This window comes from Nostoc foliaceum FACHB-393 (assembly GCF_014698505.1).
In the GTDB taxonomy this organism is placed as follows: Bacteria; Cyanobacteriota; Cyanobacteriia; order Cyanobacteriales; family Nostocaceae; genus Nostoc; species Nostoc foliaceum_A.
Window position 1 is genome coordinate 181,982 of record NZ_JACJTD010000003.1, and the last position, 18,308, is coordinate 200,289.

15 protein-coding genes and 1 pseudogene are annotated in these 18,308 nt (G+C 41.8%); 11 read left to right on the forward strand and 5 right to left on the reverse strand.

Translation table 11 applies throughout. From position 1 onward, the window contains the following. Positions 1-248: 248 nt before the first annotated feature. Positions 249-813: pseudogene (locus H6G92_RS40770) on the forward strand (cyclic nucleotide-binding domain-containing protein); the annotation flags it as partial. Positions 814-892: 79 nt separating this feature from the next. Here H6G92_RS40770 and metK read toward each other — a convergent pair. Beyond that, complete coding sequence (gene metK / locus H6G92_RS04240) at positions 893-2,167, reverse strand: methionine adenosyltransferase (protein WP_190891093.1); 1,275 nt, start codon at positions 2,165-2,167, stop codon at positions 893-895. 265 nt (positions 2,168-2,432) lie between these two features. Beyond that, positions 2,433-3,437, reverse strand: coding sequence for a phosphoribulokinase (locus H6G92_RS04245; protein WP_012409283.1), 1,005 nt, complete (start codon positions 3,435-3,437; stop codon positions 2,433-2,435). A 1,207-nt stretch (positions 3,438-4,644) separates the two neighbouring features. On the opposite strand from H6G92_RS04245, the gene petH reads away from it, so the two are divergent. The 4 genes from petH to H6G92_RS04265 all read left to right on the forward strand — a co-directional run bounded on the left by petH (position 4,645) and on the right by H6G92_RS04265 (position 9,325). After that, positions 4,645-5,991 (forward strand): ferredoxin--NADP reductase, encoded by a 1,347-nt coding sequence (gene petH, locus H6G92_RS04250; protein ID WP_190891095.1) that lies wholly within the window; start codon positions 4,645-4,647, stop codon positions 5,989-5,991. 125 nt (positions 5,992-6,116) lie between these two features. Next, positions 6,117-7,403, forward strand: coding sequence for a homoserine dehydrogenase (locus H6G92_RS04255; RefSeq protein WP_190891471.1), 1,287 nt, complete (start codon positions 6,117-6,119; stop codon positions 7,401-7,403). A 162-nt stretch (positions 7,404-7,565) separates the two neighbouring features. Then, entirely contained in the window at positions 7,566-8,309 is a 744-nt protein-coding gene (locus H6G92_RS04260; RefSeq protein WP_190891097.1) for a Uma2 family endonuclease, read from the forward strand. Positions 8,310-8,962: 653 nt separating this feature from the next. After that, positions 8,963-9,325: a hypothetical protein gene (locus H6G92_RS04265; RefSeq protein WP_190891099.1), complete on the forward strand. Its 363-nt coding sequence runs from the start codon at positions 8,963-8,965 to the stop codon at positions 9,323-9,325. A gap of 397 nt (positions 9,326-9,722) precedes the next feature. Here the strand turns inward: H6G92_RS04265 and H6G92_RS04270 are convergent, their stop codons facing one another. Then, a complete protein-coding gene (locus H6G92_RS04270; RefSeq protein ID WP_190891101.1) occupies positions 9,723-11,066 on the reverse strand; it encodes a serine/threonine protein kinase in 1,344 nt (447 codons plus the stop codon). 154 nt (positions 11,067-11,220) lie between these two features. Then, on the reverse strand, positions 11,221-12,246 hold the full coding sequence (locus tag H6G92_RS04275; RefSeq protein ID WP_190891103.1) for a serine/threonine protein kinase: 1,026 nt from the start codon (positions 12,244-12,246) through the stop codon (positions 11,221-11,223). A gap of 175 nt (positions 12,247-12,421) precedes the next feature. Between H6G92_RS04275 and H6G92_RS04280 the strand changes: the two genes are divergently transcribed. From H6G92_RS04280 to H6G92_RS04305, 6 genes are all read left to right on the forward strand, one after another. After that, on the forward strand, positions 12,422-12,673 hold the full coding sequence (locus tag H6G92_RS04280; protein ID WP_163930595.1) for a UPF0175 family protein: 252 nt from the start codon (positions 12,422-12,424) through the stop codon (positions 12,671-12,673). Beyond that, positions 12,666-13,151, forward strand: a complete 486-nt coding sequence (locus H6G92_RS04285; RefSeq protein WP_190891105.1) for a DUF3368 domain-containing protein — start codon at positions 12,666-12,668, stop codon at positions 13,149-13,151. The genes H6G92_RS04280 and H6G92_RS04285 overlap by 8 nt, the downstream gene beginning before the upstream one ends. Before the next feature lie 71 nt (positions 13,152-13,222). Further along, positions 13,223-13,921 carry a Uma2 family endonuclease gene (locus tag H6G92_RS04290; protein WP_190891106.1) on the forward strand — a complete coding sequence of 233 codons (699 nt, stop codon included), beginning with the start codon at positions 13,223-13,225 and terminating at the stop codon, positions 13,919-13,921. Positions 13,922-14,177: 256 nt separating this feature from the next. Continuing rightward, positions 14,178-15,296 (forward strand): DUF262 domain-containing protein, encoded by a 1,119-nt coding sequence (locus H6G92_RS04295; protein WP_190891108.1) that lies wholly within the window; start codon positions 14,178-14,180, stop codon positions 15,294-15,296. After that, positions 15,293-16,408 (forward strand): AAA family ATPase, encoded by a 1,116-nt coding sequence (locus H6G92_RS04300; RefSeq protein ID WP_163930587.1) that lies wholly within the window; start codon positions 15,293-15,295, stop codon positions 16,406-16,408. Before H6G92_RS04295 ends, H6G92_RS04300 begins: the two co-directional genes overlap by 4 nt. 4 nt (positions 16,409-16,412) lie before the next feature. After that, on the forward strand, positions 16,413-17,360 hold the full coding sequence (locus H6G92_RS04305; protein WP_190891111.1) for a hypothetical protein: 948 nt from the start codon (positions 16,413-16,415) through the stop codon (positions 17,358-17,360). Positions 17,361-17,442: 82 nt separating this feature from the next. On the opposite strand, the gene H6G92_RS04310 is transcribed toward H6G92_RS04305, so the two are convergent. Next, complete coding sequence (locus tag H6G92_RS04310) at positions 17,443-18,297, reverse strand: oxygenase MpaB family protein (protein WP_190891113.1); 855 nt, start codon at positions 18,295-18,297, stop codon at positions 17,443-17,445. Positions 18,298-18,308 lie beyond the last annotated feature (11 nt).

An 18,308-nucleotide genomic window follows, 5' to 3' on the forward strand; every position in this document is an offset into this window, starting at 1 on the left:
CTGGCTCGAAAGTCTCAGATTCCCGCCTTTTCTAAAAAGTCGGGAATCTTATTGTTATTCCACTTCAGTATTGCTTGTGCCAATCGCTGCCTAATCTGCAACATTTAACCCTACTTGTGTGCGAAGCCTTTTGCCGACTTCTGAAACATAGCTGGGTTTGTGATTAAAAGTGGTGTGAATCCAAAGTCAGTATTGGGTCAATCAGGTCAGGTTTTTTTGTTAAGAACTAAAGATTAGAGGATTAGATTATGACTGAATCTATCGAGTTGAATTTGGATGTTGAGAGTGGGCAACCCCAACTGAGTTTGAGTACCGCAGCTGCGCGTAACTTGGCAACGACAACCAAATCTGCGCCACAGATGCAGGAGATTACATCGCGGTGGGCAGACCAAGGGTGGCACTTATCGGGTAAACCGTCGATTGACCTATGCCATTGGCGTTGGCAAGTATGACGAACAGACCGTGTTGGGTGTGTTGGCTGACGGTGACTATTTTGGCGATCGCATCTTAGTAGAGCCTCAGAGCAATTGGGAGTTCACAGTCCAGGCAGTCACCCGAACCACAGTATTAGTGCTACCACAACAGGCGTTTCGAGAACTGCTCAATCAGTCACAGGCACTACAGGCTCACGTTGATCGCTTCAGAACCCGCCCACAAGTCCCACAGAACAAGTACGGTGAAGCTGCGATCGCTTTAACTTCGGGGCATATCGGGGAGACTGAGTTGCCGGGAACCTTCGTAGATTATGAACTTTCACCCCGTGAATATGAGTTGAGCGTCGCTCAAACCGTGTTGCGGGTGAAAGTTGAAATATAAATGAGGGTATAGGCAATTTGTGAAGTTGCTAATACCCTCAAATCAACATGCTAGGTTTTTGTAGTAGCGTATAGGTCTAAGTTAATGCCTGAGCAACTGCTGCCGAAAGTGACTCGTTTGCTGCTTGCTTCAACAATTCGGCTTTATCGGTCTGTTCCCAAGGTAAGTCTAAATCAGCCCGCCCAAAATGACCGTAAGCCGCGACGTCCTGATAAAAACGTCCGCCTCGTTCACTTGGTAAGTTGCGTAAGTTGAAGGTATGAATAATCCCTGCTGGTCGCAGTTCAAAGTGCTGGTTAATTAATTCCAGTAAGGTTTCTTCATCCACTTTACCAGTGCCAAAGGTATCTACTAGAATGCTTGTTGGTCGCGCTACGCCAATAGCATAGGATAGCTGAATTTCAACTTTTTCTGCTAACCCAGCGGCGACAATATTTTTCGCGACATAGCGAGCCGCATAGGCAGCAGAACGGTCTACCTTTGTGGGGTCTTTTCCAGAAAAAGCGCCGCCACCATGTCGTGAATAGCCACCGTAAGTGTCAACAATTATTTTCCGTCCTGTCAGACCAGAGTCTCCCTGAGGACCACCAACGACAAATTTGCCAGTGGGGTTGACTAAAAAACGTGTTTCCTGATTAGGCTTAACATCAATGTCGCCAAAAACAGGTTCGACCACTGCTGACCAGAGGTCTTGTTTAATTTTGGCTTGTACAGCCGTCTCATCCGTAATTTCCCCCATACTGGCTGTATGCTGGGTGGAAATTAGAATAGTATCAATACCTACTGGGCGTCCATCTTCGTAGACCACAGTTACTTGGGTTTTACCGTCAGGACGCAGGTATGAAAGTTCACCCGTTTTGCGAACTGCTGCCAATCGGCGAGCAATGCGGTGGGCAAGACTGATGGGTAAGGGCATCAGTTCTGGTGTTTCGTTACTGGCAAAACCGAACATTATACCTTGATCGCCCGCACCAATTTTGTCGAATAGCTCATCACTATCTTGCTGGCGAGTTTCTTGGGCGGTGTTAACGCCTTGGGCGATATCAGGTGATTGTTCGTCTAAAGCCAGCAGAACGCTGGTGCTATTAGCAGAAAAGCCATTATCGGCATTGGTATAGCCAATTTCGGCAATTTTTTTGCGGGCGAGATTGACGAAATTAACATTGGCTTTGGTGGTTATTTCACCAGTGATTAGCACCAAACCAGTATTAACTACTACTTCAGCAGCGACACGGCTGCTGGGGTCATGTGTCAGTAGGGCATCCAGAATGGTATCAGAAATCTGATCGCAGATTTTATCTGGATGACCTTCGGTAACTGACTCGGAGGTAAATAAATATCGACGAGACAAAGCAAATTCCTCCTTTCTTGGGTTTTTTTCGCTGACTAAATGTGAGTATTTAGTTCAACTACCTAATTTATGAAATCATAACAATATTTATACTTCAGTAGTTAGTATCTTCTTGATATTGATAAAAATCACTAACTATAAGGTAAGTATCTGTAAAGAAGACAAATGTATGTTAATTATTTTTTGGTTAAAATGTATTTAATAACACAAAAAAAGGGGGACACCCGGAAGCGCCCCCACAAGCTTTGACACAAACACTGCTGCTTTAAACCTGAACCGCTAACTTTGCTTCTGTAGCTGTCAACCGCTCATAGGCAGCACGCATTTTCAAACCTGTAAGCACTTGGAAGAAACCAGTACCATTGTTGGAACCTGGATACTCACGGTGCTGGAGTAACAAGTGAGTCAATTCGCCTTGATATTTAGTGGATGTATTGCTGAGATGGGTTTCGATATAAATTACTTCTTCCAAGTTGTCAAATTGACCATCTACCTCTAGTACTGAGACATAGCGCCCGTAGTAAACATCTGAACCGTAGTACAGTTGCATACCAGGATAAGAACAGGTCAGCTTGCGTCCACAAGGAGTCCAATTAATTGTTGACCCTTCATCAAACAGGTAGGTTGGATCAAAGCCTTCCTTACCTTCCCTTTGGAGCATACGTACCCTTAAGACTCTACGCTCGGTGTCGTTTTTGATTAAGTTTGTGGGCAATACCTGGAGAACCACATCGGCAAATTCTCTTTGTGGTTCAATAAACTTTTCAAAGTCAGGTTTGCGGGAATTGATTTGCGCTAACACATCTTCGTAGCGATGACCGCGTTCAGCCATATCTCGCTGGATTTTCCAGGCAATTTTGACCTCATCGCTAATGTCAAAATAAACACTGAAGTCGATTAGCGATCGCACCCGCTCATCATATAAAGGATGCAGCCCTTCAACAACTATAATATGATTCGGCTCCACCCGCTCTGGCGGATCAATCAAGCCGGTTTCGTGGTTGTAAATCGGCTTATCAATCGCTTGACCACTTTTGAGCGTTTTAATTTGCTCATACATCAGGTCAAAATTGTTCGCCCTGGGGTCTAAAGCCGTTATCCCAGTTTCTTTACGCTGTTTGCGATCCAGGGAATGATAGTCATCCAAGCAAATGACTGTCATTAAATCTTCACCAAACAAATCTATCAAACGACGCAAAAACGTAGATTTACCGCACCCAGAGTCTCCGGCTACTCCAATCAGTACCACGCGTTCCGGCTTACTTGTCATAAATCTCCTCTAAAATACTAAAGTTGTGTCAATAATTTTTCACACAGCAGATTCTGAAGCCAGGAGTTTACCTCTTTGGTTTATCCTGCGTTCTTGCTACCTAGCACAGCTATAAGACACCAAGCGGGCAGACAACAAATTAATTAAGTTGCTACTCGTCGGACTAGCCTGAATGTTGGTGCCGGTAAGTATTTAATCCTAGTGGTATATTTGATTTTAACAGAAGGGGGTATCCCATACAAGATTGCTGTCAAGAAGAATTAGCTTGGTTCATCAATCATTTTTTTGTTGATTTAGTTATTAATTTAAAAATGGGGATCAGCACCGCCCATCAGCGTTGCGCCTTTATCACTCCGCTACTTGTGACTCTATATAATCAAGACTGTAAAGTATAATTTATTATTGCAGCCAATTTTCTAATACTCCTAAATTCTAATTCCTGTTCGAGATACTTAAGATATTTAAAGCAAAAATCTATCCAACGAATGAGCGAACAACTTGCATTAGTCAAATTATTGGTTGTAAATTTATGGATATGCTCAAATAGAAGCGTTGGCTTTATGGCAAAGTACTGATAGAGGTTGACAGATTTTTCACATCAAGTGAAACTGATTACAGTTGCTTAAATGAGGGTTCTCTATCTCGCTATGTTTGTAGCTGGAGTTGTTCTAGTCATGTCATTATCCATAGACAAGTCATGAATATAACTAACAACATTGTGGGAGAGCAGTAGATTGTGAGAAGTAAAACCAATCGGAAGAAGACCTTCCAGGATTGGCATTCTCCGATTAAATCCTTGGATTAGGCAAGCGCAACCGCAATTTTTGGAAGCCAACTGAGCAGTAGCTTCCACTAATCGAAGTAGGCTTCCTACAATATCATCTGGTCTTTTAATTTGCTCTTTTGGTAGTAAGGAAAAAAACTATCTCCCTAATAGGGTTGGTAGTTAACGAAAAAAAGATTAAATTGACTCATTATTAACATTCTCCACAAGACTTATCCTTTACCTTAGAAGGTGAACAGGTGTGTTTTTTGCTATGCCTGCATGTCTCTGGTGAGTGTACTTAGCAAGGCATTAATTTAACGATGCCGTTTTTCCTACATGGCCAGTTTTGTGAAACAAAAATCCGGTAAACTAAAGCTGGCATGGGATGGGAATAGTTTTTTTTGAAAAACGGTTAAGTAAATTATCGGAGTGGTAGAACGAATGTACAATCAAGGTGCTGTTGAGGGTGCTGCCAACACAGAATTAGGTAGCCGCGTCTTCCTTTATGAAGTGGTGGGTTTGCGTCAAAGTGAAGAAACTGATCAAACTAACTACCCAATTCGGAAAAGTGGCAGTGTGTTCATCAGAGTGCCTTACAACCGCATGAATCAAGAAATGCGACGTATCACTCGTCTAGGCGGCACAATTGTTAGCATCCAGCCTGTAACTGCTTTACAGCCAGTTAATGGTAAAGCCTCACCTGGAAATGCTACAAGCGAAGTCAGCGAGTTAGCTACATCTGGGGAAACTGCTAACAGTGAAGGGAATGGTAAAGCCACACCTGTAAATGCTGATAGTGAAGCCAAAGGCTTTGCTAAATCATCAGCTGAAGAACAGCTCAAGAACAAGGACAAGAAAGGCAACACCATGACTCAAGCGAAAGCCAAAAAAGACCACGGTGACGTTCCTGTTAACACTTACCGTCCCAATGCTCCGTTTATTGGCAAGGTAATATCTAATGAACCGCTAGTTAAAGAAGGCGGTATTGGTATTGTTCAACACCTGAAATTTGACCTATCTGGCGGTGATTTGAAGTATATAGAAGGTCAAAGTATTGGGATTATTCCACCAGGATTAGACAAGAACGGCAAACCGGAAAAACTTAGACTCTATTCCATTGCCTCAACTCGTCATGGCGATGATGTAGATGATAAGACAGTATCACTTTGTGTCCGCCAGTTGGAGTATAAGCACCCAGAAACTGGCGAAACAGTCTACGGTGTTTGCTCTACACACCTGTGTTTCCTCAAGCCAGGGGAAGAGGTAAAAATTACAGGACCTGTGGGTAAGGAAATGTTGTTACCCAATGATCCTGAAGCTAATGTCATCATGATGGCAACCGGAACAGGTATTGCTCCTATGCGGGCTTATCTGTGGCGTCAGTTTAAAGATGCGGAAAGAGCAGCTAACCCAGAATACCAATTTAAAGGATTCTCTTGGCTAATATTTGGCGTACCAACAACTCCAAACCTTTTATATAAGGAAGAACTGGAAGAAATTCAACAAAAATATCCTGATAACTTCCGCCTCACTGCTGCTATCAGCCGCGAACAGAAAAATCCCCAAGGCGGTAGAATGTATATTCAAGACCGCGTAGCTGAACACGCAGATGAATTGTGGCAATTGATTAAAAATGAAAAAACCCACACATACATTTGCGGTTTACGCGGTATGGAAGAAGGTATTGATGCAGCCTTAACTGCTGCTGCTGCTAAGGAAGGCGTAACCTGGAGTGATTACCAGAAGCAACTCAAGAAAGCCGGTCGCTGGCACGTAGAAACATACTAAATGAGTCATTAGTCATTGGTCATTAGTTTTAGACGAAGGACAAATGGCAAAGGAAGCAGGATAATCAGTAGGTAGGGCAAACGCTCTACCTACAATTGTTATTGGTGAAATTGGGTGCAAAAATTGTGGGTGTGAAACTAGGAATACTCGGATTAGGCACCGTGGGAACGGGGACAGTGCAATTATTGCAAGATAGGGTTGGTCGTCACCCTTTGTTGCAAGAGATAGAAATCTATCGGGTGGGAGTGCGATCGCTCGATAAACCCCGTGCAGTAGAATTGTCTACGGAAGTCTTAACGACAGATTTAGATTCTATTGTCAACGATCCGGCGGTAGATATAGTTGTTGAGGTGATGGGCGGACTGGAGCCGGCGCGATCGCTCATTCTCAAAGCTTTAAGTAATGGGAAGCATGTAGTCACTGCTAATAAAGCCGCGATCGCCCGCTTTGGGGCGGAAATTTTCACAACTGCCAATAAAGCCGGTGTATACGTCATGCTAGAAGCGGCTGTGGGTGGTGGAATTCCAGTGATTCAACCCTTGAAGCAGTCTTTAAGCGTTAACCGGATTCACACTGTAACTGGCATCGTGAACGGTACAACTAACTACATCCTGACACGGATGCAAACAGAAGGCAGCAACTTCAGCGATGTCCTAGCTGATGCCCAGCGATTGGGTTATGCTGAGGCTGACCCTACAGCTGATGTTGAAGGCTTAGATGCAGCAGATAAAATTGCCATCCTGGCATCATTAGGCTTTGGTGGACGCATCAACTTACAAGATGTATATACTGAGGGGATTCGGCAAGTCAGCAAAACAGATATTGCCTACGCCGAAAAATTGGGATTTGTGATTAAATTGTTAGCGATCGCTAAACGTGATACTCCCTCATCCCCCCTTTCCGTCAGAGTTCATCCTACCCTAGTGCCCAAAGCCCATCCTTTGGCTAGCATCAACGGCGTTTACAATGCCATTCTTGTGGAAGGAGAACCAATTGGGCAAGTAATGTTTTTTGGCCCCGGTGCTGGTGCTGGTGCAACCGCCAGTGCTGTTACATCAGATATTTTGAATTTAGTTGCTGTCCTCAAAACCAATACAGCAGTTGCAAATCCCTTATTAGCTTGTGGACATCAGGAATACTGCCAAATTGCGCCGATGGCAGAATTGATAACTCGGTTTTACGCGCGTTTCCTCACCAATGACCAGCCTGGAGTTATCGGTAAATTGGGAACTTGCTTTGGCAATTATGGCGTTAGCTTAGAGTCAATTGTCCAAACTGGCTTTCAAGGGGAACTTGCAGAGATTGTAGTTGTTACCCATGATGTGCGAGAAGGTAATTTTAGGCAAGCTTTGGCAGAAATTCGGGATTTGTCAGCGATCGAAAGCATTCCTAGCTTACTGCGTGTACTTTGAGATTAGTCGGGAGTGAAGCTCGTCAAGTTGCTTTGCTCCAATTCGTAATTACCCCAAGGGATTCCAATTTCCATCTTATACAGACCAAGCTCTGAGTAAAACTTGCTTAACTACGCAAGTTAAACTAAAAAATAAACTTCACCCCAGCGCGAGGCTAGACCTATGACCTCTGCAACCGATCCATCCACCGCCCTCACTCCTTTTCCCGACCATACACAGCTACCAGAGTCAGATGGTACATTTGTGAAAAATTGGCTAGAGCATCCCCAAAGCATTTTACTCACTGACTCGATTACACCTATCCTTAAACAATTACATCCTGAAGGTGAATATTGTATAGGTCAGGACTTAGGTATTTACTGGCGCTTGACAGACCCGCCAGAACGAGGAGCAGAAGCACCAGATTGGTTTTATGTAGGAAATGTACCGCCCTTGCTCGATGGACAAACGCGGAGGTCTTATGTACTGTGGCGAGAATTTATTGCCCCCTTAATTGCCTTAGAATTTGTTTCTGGGGATGGTAGTGAAGAACGAGATAAAACCCCTTGGCAAGGCAAATTTTGGATTTATGAGCAAGTAATCCATCCCGCTTTTTATGGCATTTATGAAGTGAATAAAGCCAGTGTAGAAGTTTATGAATTAATTGGTGGACAATATCAGTTATTAGCAGCAAATGAACGCGGACATTATCCGATTACGCGCTTGGGAGTTGAGTTAGGTATTTGGCCAGGAGTTTATCAAAATGCGGAATTACCTTGGCTGCGCTGGTGGGATTTGCAGGGTAATTTGTTGTTGACTGGTGATGAAAGAGCCGAACAAGAATCTCAACGTGCTGAACAGGAAAGACAAAGAGCTGATCGCTTGGCTGCACAATTGCGATCGCTCGGCGTTGAACCGGAAGCATAAGTTTTTAGCTGATTGGTATGAGAAAAACCCCGGTTGATTTGTACCGTATGGGAAATGCGACTTCTTCGAGAATATATAACATTCGTTAATTTAATTGATGGGCGAAATTGCGATCGCTTGGCGTTTAACCAGAATCCTAATCTGCTTTCTCCAATGTCCAATTGTTAATTAGCAGGTTTTATAGTTGAAAAATATTTTTCTAAATATTTTTACGTAGATTGAGCATGAGAAATCAAGGCGATCGCAGGGAATCTTCATCAGCGAAACGAGAAGCGCAATATTAAATTCGGGCGATTGTTTCTTGAATTCGGGCGATCGTTTCTTGAATTCGGGCGATCGTTTCTTGAATTCGGGCGATCGTTTCTTGAATTCGGGCGATCGTTTCTTGAATTCGGGCAGTCGTTTATTGAATTCGGGCAGTCGTTTATTGAATTCGGGCAGTCGTTTATTGAATTCGGGCAGTCGTTTATTGAATTTGGATAATCCTCAGTAAATTAACTTAAAAATCATAATAATTTCTGTATTAAAAACTTTAAATAATACTGAATATTGCGGGTGTTAATCACCCCGATTTTGTTTATCCTAATGTTGTAAAGACAAGGATATAAGTCAGTTTTTATCCTAGTGCATGATTAACAAAAGGAAAGTTATTTATGTCACGTCCAAAATGTGGGTCTAAAGTACTTGATAGGGCACAGCGTCGGATTGCCGCTTTGAAATCGATTAGTTCCACCTTAGATTTAGGTAATGGAGTCACTATTGACACCTTTGCCGCCGCCATCAAAAAAACACAGGACAAGTTGGAAGCTTATAACTCCAGCCTCTCCACCGTGGATCTAACTCAGGGAGCCTTAGAATTAGCCGAAAAGTCGCTGATGGAACTAACAGAACATGCCTTAGTTAGCGTAGCTGCAAGGTATGGCAAGAATAGCGATGAGTACAAAATGGCAGGTGGCGTTCGTCGCAGCGAACGCAAGCGTCCAGTGCGGAAGCCTAAGCAAGAGGTTGTTATTTGATAAAGACAATACATTTGAGGTTTTTTGACACTCTCCCGAATTTAAATCGGGAGATTCTTGGTTAAGTGGTGAACCAATCGATAAATCGATAAATATTATATTGGCTCCCTTTTGCGCGATCGCTTAATATCATGTCCTTTTGCAATCACACCATTAGTAAAACTCAAGCAGAAGCGTTGGCGGACTATTTTAATGTAGATATCAGTTTATTTAGCTAGCTTATGTTTCATAACAACGCTCTTAAAACCAGCGTTTAGTGTTGAGGCGGAAATTTAATATTTTGGTATGAGGTTAAAGGTACATAGACACGTAGCGGCTTGTCTTTTAGACATCGCTTCTCTACTCGATACAACAGCTACAAAATCTTTTGCCAGTTAGCTTCTAGAGCTTGAGTAAGCTATGTACCTATATTAAAAATCCTATGTCCTAACGATCCCAAACCCAAGCCTAAACTAGAAGTGCTAGCTAAAATTAGAAAAGTATGAAATTTGCTAAAAGATTCTAGTAATTTATTTCCAGCCACAGCCACAGCCCAAGCGCCAGCCACAGCCACAGCCCAAGCGCCAGCCACAGCCACAGTCCAAGTCACAGCCACAGCCCAAGCCCAAGCCCAAGCCCCAGCCACAGCCCCAGCCACAGCCACAGCCCAAGCTACAGCCACAGCCCCAGCCACAGCCACAGCCCCAGCCACAGCCCAAGCCCAAGCCCAAGCCCAAATTATGTACGGAGCGTTAAACGCTGCTAACAAATAGCCTATCAATAGGTAGCTTAGTAATACACCAATCAACCAGCCCCAGGGAATAATTCTAGGTGGTTTAGTAGTTGGTTTAACTCGAAGAATTGGCTTTGAGGGTAGCTTGACTTTGGAAAGAACAACTTCTTTTCTATGAACTGGATCAACAGGTGGTGGAGGCGTTGCTTTTGGTGCTTCTAACATTGCTAACCATGCGTGCATTGACTGAGGGCGGTCTTTTGCCTCTAGCGCCATACCCTTGAGAATTGCTTGATTTAATTGCTCGCTGATGCTTGGATTAATTTGTTTAGGTGGAATCAGGAAAGTATTGTCTAACTTGCGAGCCAGAGAAGTTGTAGGGCGTTGGCCTGTCACCCCATAATAGAGTGTTGCAACCAGACAGTAAACATCGACCGTTGGATCTCGACTACCTCTGCTCATCTGCTCATAGGGCGCAAATCCCTCATTACCTGCAATACCCTTTGAACTCAAAGTTTTAGGCACGAGTTCTTTAGCAATGCCAAAGTCAATCAGAACTGCTTTGCCATTACTCCGCAACATGATATTTCCGGGATGGGCATCACGATGTACTAAACCTGCCCGATGCACCACCACTAAAGCTTCCCCAATCTGGCGGATACAGGGTATAATCTCTACTTCTGGTAAGGCCCCTCTACGTTTTACTGCCTCAAACAAATTTTCTCCCGGTACAAAATCCATCACCAAGCAGTGGATAGTACCTTCCTTAAACAAGTCAATCACTCCCACAATGTGAGGATGAGGGTTTTGAGACAAGTGTGCTAGTGTTCGTCCTTCTTGGATAAATCGGTCTATATACTTGTCATATTCTGGGTCATGGCTGAGATATTCATTGGGTGTCTTGATGACAACTGTCCGGTTTAGCTCAACATGCAATGCCTTATAAGTAATCCCGAATCCCCCCTGTCCAAGGACTTTATCAATTACATATTTGCCACCTTGTAATCGTTGTCCAGTTGTCCAAGGCATGAAAACCCCTAAATAATTCGTAATTCGTAGTTCGTAATTCGTAATTACAACACTTTAAAAAGGCTGGACATGGGTGTTTTTGACTTAAGTATGTTTCACAAATAATACAGTTTTGCAGAATTTTGCACAACACACAATGAAAGTTGAGCTAAATCTACGGTGTTTTTGTAGATGATGGACTGGGAGATGACGGTTGATTAGATGGATTGAAAATAGGAATCCAAGAAGGTATGGCTGCAAGTAAGCTTACAAAAACTGCGATCGCAGCTATCACCACTCCCCAAACCTGAATTTTTCGCTCCCAATTTGAGTTAGTGTTAGAGGATACAGTTGAGACAGGCTGAGGAGTTTCCCTTGTTAACCCCAAAGAGTCGAGCCATTCTCGCATTGATTGAGGACGCTGCTTAAAATCTAGCTTCATCCCTGTTAAAATTGCGCGGTTGGTGCGATCGCTAATTTGAGGATTATGTTCTTTCGGAGCTACTAAACGAGCATTATCTACTTTCCGTTTAAAGGCATCCACTGGTGTTTTTCCGGTCAGAAGCACATAAAGAGTTGCCGCCAGAGAATAAATATCGCTATATGCCCCTGTTGGTTTAGTATGTTGAGCATAAAGCTCAGGCGGTGTAAATCCCTCAGAAGTTTCCTTGGTTCGATTTGTGGTTAAAATGTGGTCAAAATCCAGAGCTAAACCAAAATCGATTAGCACCGCTTCAGGTTGTCCTTCTCGCACTCGCAAAAAGATATTTCCTGGATGTACATCTCGATGAATCAACCGATTTTTATGTACTTCGATCAGCGCTTCCCCAATTTGTTGAATGTAGCGTAAAGCCTCTTGTTCAGAAAATATTTGTTGGCGACGATCAGCTAAACTCACACCATCTACATACTCCATTACCAAACACAAACGGTCTGCTTCCTCAAAGGAGTCTACGACCTCCACAATATACTTGTGCTTACACCTCTGAAGCTTTAAGGCTTCCCGCAAAAACATTGTCTTTAGCCGTCCGCGCTCCAACTGGTTAAGGGAATTTAGTAAATCATCATTTAAGGTTTTAATGACTTGGCGATCGCCTTTTTTATTTTTTACTAAATAAGTAATACCAAACCGTCCCCTTCCCAATTCCTTTTCAATAGTATATTTGCCACCTTGCAACGGATCACCTGCTACCCAAGCCATCTTTGCAACTCCCAATATATTTGTATTAATCTTCACACAAGTAAATCTTGACAAGCTAAATTAGTTTTGAGAAAGAGAGCGATGTCTACGACGGGCTATGCCTACGCTTTTTTCTCCCACACCCTAAAATTGCTAAAGTGAATTCTAGAATAGGCTTTCACCCCGCATAACTTTTATGACTACTGTCACCTTAGAACTACCCGAAGAAATATTCTCTGCTCTGCGCCTGTCACCTAATGAGTTTGTCCGTGAATTGCGTTTGGCTGCGGCCATACACTGGTATGGACGTGGTGAAATTTCCCAAGAGAAAGCAGCTAATATCGCCGATTTAGATAGAACAGATTTTCTCTTGGCTCTATCCCGTGAACAAATCGATGCCTTCATTGTTGATTTTGATGACTTACAACGGGAATTAGAACGTGGCTGAACCACCTGTAATTAATGCTTCACCTCTCATATTTTTGTCTAGAAGTAGTTTCCTGGATTTGTTGCAGTTATTAGGTGAAGAAGTTTTAGTTCCATCAGCAGTAGCTGTTGAAATTCAGCAAAGAGGCGTAGAAGATCCAACTGTTGCAGCGCTTTTACAAACAAACTGGCTAACAGTTGTAGAAGCACCTCCAACTCCTGAGATTATCCAATCTTGGGATTTAGGTAAAGGCGAATCATCTGTTTTGACTTGGGCGTATACTCACCCTGGTACAGAAGCAATTATGGATGATCTTGCGGCTCGTAGATGTGCAGCAGTACTGGGGATTCCTGTACGAGGAACACTAGGTATAGTTTTGACAGCAAAGCAACGTGGCAAAATAACAATGGCACGACCAATTATAGAGAATCTACGCTCATCAGGAATGTATCTTTCTGACCGTGTGATCAATCAAGCACTGGCATTAGTTGGCGAGTAGTAAGCGATCGCCCCATCTCCTCTTCCACTGCTAAACTAAAAAACAACCCTTACTCCTGCAAAGGTAGCCTTATGACCTCTGCAACCGATGCATCCACCGCCCTCACCCCGTTCCCAGACCATACGCAGCTACCAGAGTCTGACGGTACATTCGTGAAAAATTTTCAGGAACATCCCCAAAGCATTCTACTAACAGACTCGATTAAACCGATATTACAAAAACGTCATCCCGATGGGCAATACTGTATTGGTCAAGATAGCGGTATCTACTGGCGGATAACTGACCCTCCAGAAAAAGGCGCAGAAGTTACCGACTGGTTTTATGTAGGGAATGTACCACCTACTCTGAATGGGCAAACGCGCAGGTCTTATGTATTATGGCGAGAGTTTATTGCCCCATTGATTGCATTAGAATTTGTCTCTGGCGATGGTAGTGAGGAGCGAGATAAAACTCCTTGGAAGGGGAAATTTTGGATTTATGAGCAGGTGATTCGTCCTCCCTTCTACGGCATTTATGAAGTGAATAAAGCCAGCGTGGAAGTTTATGAATTAATTGGTGGACAATATCAGTTATTAACAGCAAATGAACGCGGACATTATCCCATACATCCTTTAGGAGTTGAGTTAGGAATTTGGCAGGGACAATATTACAATATGGAATTACCTTGGCTACGGTGGTGGGATTTGCAAGGTAATTTGTTATTGACTGGTGAAGAAAGAGCCGATCGCTTAACTGCTCAATTGCGTAGACACGAAGTGGCTTGTCGTTAGACATCGCTCGGCATTGAACCAGAGGTTTAAGTATTTGGTTTAAGGGTGCGATCGCGCCAATTTTGGATTTGCCTGGGGAACGTAAACAAGTAATAGACTAGGTACGTAGAGGCGCGAAATTTCACATCTCCATTATTTGGGGAAATAGTAGGATTGAAATACGCCAGTTAAAAAGTCCAATTTGCTGATGTAATAACACCAAGTATTACTAATAACTGAGTGAACAAACAAGTGTTAATACTAAGGAGTAAGGGCTGTGACAGATTTGAGTGACTATAATCCAGAATTAGCTGATGAAGAAACTTTAGAAGAAGAAGATCAAGAGGAAAAAGTTACTTTTCAGTATGATCCTGATAAAATTAACATTGTAACTAGGGAACCAACAATAGAGTTATTGCTTAAAAGAATCAATGAAGAAGCCCTTGATTTAGCACCTGATTTCCAACGTCATGCTGATATATGGAAAGAAGATGCCCAAAGCAGGCTTATAGAATCTATTATTATCCGCATCCCCATACCAGCATTTTATATAGATGCTACTAATGAAGATAAATGGTTAGTAGTCGATGGATTACAGCGTCTATTTGCACTCAAGCGCTTTATTCTTGATAAAAAACTCAAATTATCTGGATTAGAATATCTTACAAATTTGGAAGGGAAAACCTACGATGAAATTGATCGCAGATACCAACGCCGCCTTGAAGAAACTCAACTAACAGTATATTTGATTGAAAAAGGTACACCTCCAGAAATTAAATATAATATTTTTAAACGCATTAATACAGGAGGGCTTGCTTTATCTCCTCAAGAATTACGCCATGCTCTTAATCCTGGTAAGGGAACAAAGTTTTTAACTAAACTTGCTGCATATCCAAAATTTCAGCAGGTAGTAAAACTTGGAGATGACCGGATAATGCGTATGGATGATCGGGAATTTATACTAGGCTTCATAGCCTTTACTTTGACTCATTATAAAGATTATGCCGACAACAGAGATACTTTTTTAACAAAAGCACTATCTAAGACAAATAAACTCTCTGAAACTGAGCTACATGACATTGAAAATAATTTTCAAAGAGCAATTCTAGCTAACTGGAACATCTTTGGTAAAGATGCATTTCGGAAAATATCTAATTCTCAGAAAAGAAAGTTTCCTATAAATAAAGCTCTATTTGAATCTTGGTCAGTACTTCTGAGTAAATTGAGTGATGATCAAATACAAGTTTTAGTAGATAAAAAACAAAAATTGATTAATATATTCAAGACATATATAGACAATGACAAATATTTTTTAGAATCTATATCTCAGGCTGCTGAGAAAGTACAGTATAGATTTAGTACTATAGAAAAGATAATTCAGGAAGTGCTTTCATGATTAGTTCTCTTCGCCTGATAAATTTCAAACGTTTTGATAATCAGTTCCTTGAATTTAGACCTTTAACACTAATTTCTGGTCTTAATAGCACTGGAAAATCTTCTGTACTTCAATCATTACTATTACTACGTCAATCATATCAACAGGGTTTATTGCCAAAAACTGGCTTGGCGCTAAATGGTGATTTAGTAAGTATTGGTACAGCACAGGATGCTCTTTGTGAAGGTGCAAAAGATAATTATATAAGTTTTGAGATTATCTCAGAAAAGTATGAATATATATGGAATTTCAATTACAACCCAGATAAAAAAGAAGAAGATGTCTTAAATGTCATTTTAGAACCAAATGACTCAGAAATTTTTAAATCAAATATTTTTAGTAAATATTTTCACTACCTTCAAGCAGAACGTATTGGGCCACGTTCATTTAATGAAATGTCTGATTATCAAGTTAGGCGACTTAGACAAATTGGTACTAAAGGAGAATATACAGCCCATTTTCTTTATATTTATGGAGATGAACCAATTTTTATCTCCAATCTCAGCTATCCAGAAGCAAAATCAATGAATCTGATAGATCAAGTGGAAGCATGGATGAGAGAGGTTAGTCCTGGTATACGTATCAAAATAGAAGCTAACTCAGCGATGGGTTTGGTGACTATAAAATATTTTTATGGAGATAGTAATCGTTACCGTGCAACCAACGTTGGTTTTGGGATTACTTACACTTTATCAATTATTGTAGCTATACTTTCATCTCCTCCTGGTACACTAATCCTAGTTGAAAACCCAGAGGCTCATCTCCATCCTAGAGGACAAGCGAAAATGGGAGAACTATTAGCGCTTGCCGCTAGTTGTAATATTCAGGTTGTAATAGAAACTCATAGCGATCATGTTTTAAACGGGATTCGTCTTGCTGTTCATGGCGGTATTATTCCCCCAGATTATGTCCAGCTGCATTACTTTCAGCAACAAGAAAAACAAGGACAAGCTTTGACAGAGGTAATATCACCACGAATTAATCGCAGTGGAAGAATTGACAAATGGCCAGATGGTTTCTTTGATGAATGGGATAAGAGTTTGGAAGTTTTATTAGAACCGGTGGGAGAATAAAACGGTGGATTTAGAAATCGTTTTTAATGAACTCTCCTTACACACTTATGCTTCTGATATTACTACAGCAAGACAATTGATGACAGAATTCATCAATACAATACTTTCAATCAAGCCTCCCAGTGGAAGCAAGAGAAAGCTTTACACTAAAAGTGATTTTAATTACTTAGAACTTGCACTAGATTATAGAGTAGTGCAGTGGCGTAACGATCCAGATGTAGATTTAGAAGCTCGAAGATTCCTTAAAACTCTTCAAGATAAAAACGATCTGCCTTTAGCAGATATTCTAGATCCGGGAATTGAGGTAAGTTATCAAGGACAACAAGCTATTGGACTTTATTATGCTTTTGTGTTTAATTCTCTTGCAGTGAGCCTAAAATCTGAACCACAGTGGGATTGCAGTAGCTTGCAGTTGCAGGTAATAACAGTAGATGAAGAGGAACAAGAAGAGCCATTAATTATCAGGTATGAAAATGTGTTACATGCCAGTTGTAGTAATCATGTGCAGGAACACTATGATTGGATTGACGGTTTTCAAGAGCGTATACGTCAAGGAGTTAGTGACGGCTTAGATTTATGGAACCGTAGAGGAGAATTATTCCCTTCTCTAGTCTTTTGCGAAAGTGTTAGCAAGCAGATACAAAGCCTTGGGAATGGTAGCTCAATGTTACGACAAATTGTGAGAAAGTTGTTTGAACTAGAAAACGGCTGTAAAACTTGGACTGATGGAGATTTTAATTTAGACATTCTTGCTAGTAAAGCTACTCCAGAAAGTGACTCTAGGCTTCAAAAGTTAGAGGATAAGTTAATCTTTAAGTGTCCTGATGATGTGTATCGCCTATTCAGTTTGCACTTAAGAATGACTGGTGCAGGAGCTTGGCGGCTTCATTTTTCTACAGAATTAGGGGCTGGCACAATAATCATTGGGTATATCGGCCCAAAAATACAATAGATCAATCTTTAATCAGAAGAAGAAATTGATTTGAACCGAGTTTTGTAGAAAGACTGCGATCGCTAGGTATCGAACCAGAAGCCTAGATTTTTGGATGAAGTGGCCCCACATTTGCAATTTCATAGCCAGTGGGATAGCTGGGGATAGGAGAGTCAATATAAAAATTAGGCTGATTCCGAGGTGGGAATAACCGGATTAATTTAGCTCGGATTTTTAGTAGACTTACCATAGCCGATCGCAGCAATGGCGAAGGATAGGGAAAACCAAAGGCATCGAGCATGGTGTCATCCAGTAAAGCGTAGATACCTGGTTTGATAAAAGAACGCATCCACGAAGGAAACCAACTCAAAAATAAATCGCGTGTAGCTTCCCCAACTCGACAATTTGTATCTGAGTAGCGAAATTTTTGGCGTTCGTAGTCAAGGTTATAGCGCTCGAATTCTTCGTAGGTTCCAGGGATATTCTGAATCTGCATTCGCTTACCTACTTCTCGCCAGAAGTAAAAAGACGCTAATTTTTCTTGTTCGCACATCAGCCGCCAACCAAACCGTACATTCCAACGGATAGGCTCGAAAATGAAAGTTGAAAGTACATACAGGAAATCACCGTTGTCAATCTTGAAGCGTCCGTGGAGTGCATTCATGCGTTGCAGGGCTTGTTTGCCGCGATCGCTATCATAACCCCACTTAATCATCTCTCCAACAATTATTGACGTATCATCGTAGCGTTTTTGCGGACAATGGGTAAATTCTCCTGTGTGATTCAGCAATTTAGAAATACTAGGAACGCAGTAAGTTCGCATCAAAGCAACTTCGAGCGATCGCGTCATATCCCAAGGAAACTCATAGCCGTTCATCAAGTTATAAATCCGGCAATGATCTTGCACTGGATCAAGTTGCTGAATTAGGTGAAAATTTTTATAACGATTGAGAAGCATCTAAAATTTCT

Excerpts from the sequence above, each read along its gene's own strand:
- H6G92_RS04245 (WP_012409283.1), bottom strand. The coding sequence starts at position 3,437 with ATGACAAGTAAGCCGGAACGCGTGGTACTGATTGGAGTAGCCGGAGAC.
- petH (WP_190891095.1), top strand. The coding sequence starts at position 4,645 with ATGTACAATCAAGGTGCTGTTGAGGGTGCTGCCAACACAGAATTAGGT.
- H6G92_RS04260 (WP_190891097.1), top strand. The coding sequence starts at position 7,566 with ATGACCTCTGCAACCGATCCATCCACCGCCCTCACTCCTTTTCCCGAC.
- H6G92_RS04265 (WP_190891099.1), top strand. The coding sequence starts at position 8,963 with ATGTCACGTCCAAAATGTGGGTCTAAAGTACTTGATAGGGCACAGCGT.
- H6G92_RS04270 (WP_190891101.1), bottom strand. The coding sequence starts at position 11,066 with ATGCCTTGGACAACTGGACAACGATTACAAGGTGGCAAATATGTAATT.
- H6G92_RS04275 (WP_190891103.1), bottom strand. The coding sequence starts at position 12,246 with ATGGCTTGGGTAGCAGGTGATCCGTTGCAAGGTGGCAAATATACTATT.
- H6G92_RS04280 (WP_163930595.1), top strand. The coding sequence starts at position 12,422 with ATGACTACTGTCACCTTAGAACTACCCGAAGAAATATTCTCTGCTCTG.
- H6G92_RS04290 (WP_190891106.1), top strand. The coding sequence starts at position 13,223 with ATGACCTCTGCAACCGATGCATCCACCGCCCTCACCCCGTTCCCAGAC.
- H6G92_RS04300 (WP_163930587.1), top strand. The coding sequence starts at position 15,293 with ATGATTAGTTCTCTTCGCCTGATAAATTTCAAACGTTTTGATAATCAG.
- H6G92_RS04310 (WP_190891113.1), bottom strand. The coding sequence starts at position 18,297 with ATGCTTCTCAATCGTTATAAAAATTTTCACCTAATTCAGCAACTTGAT.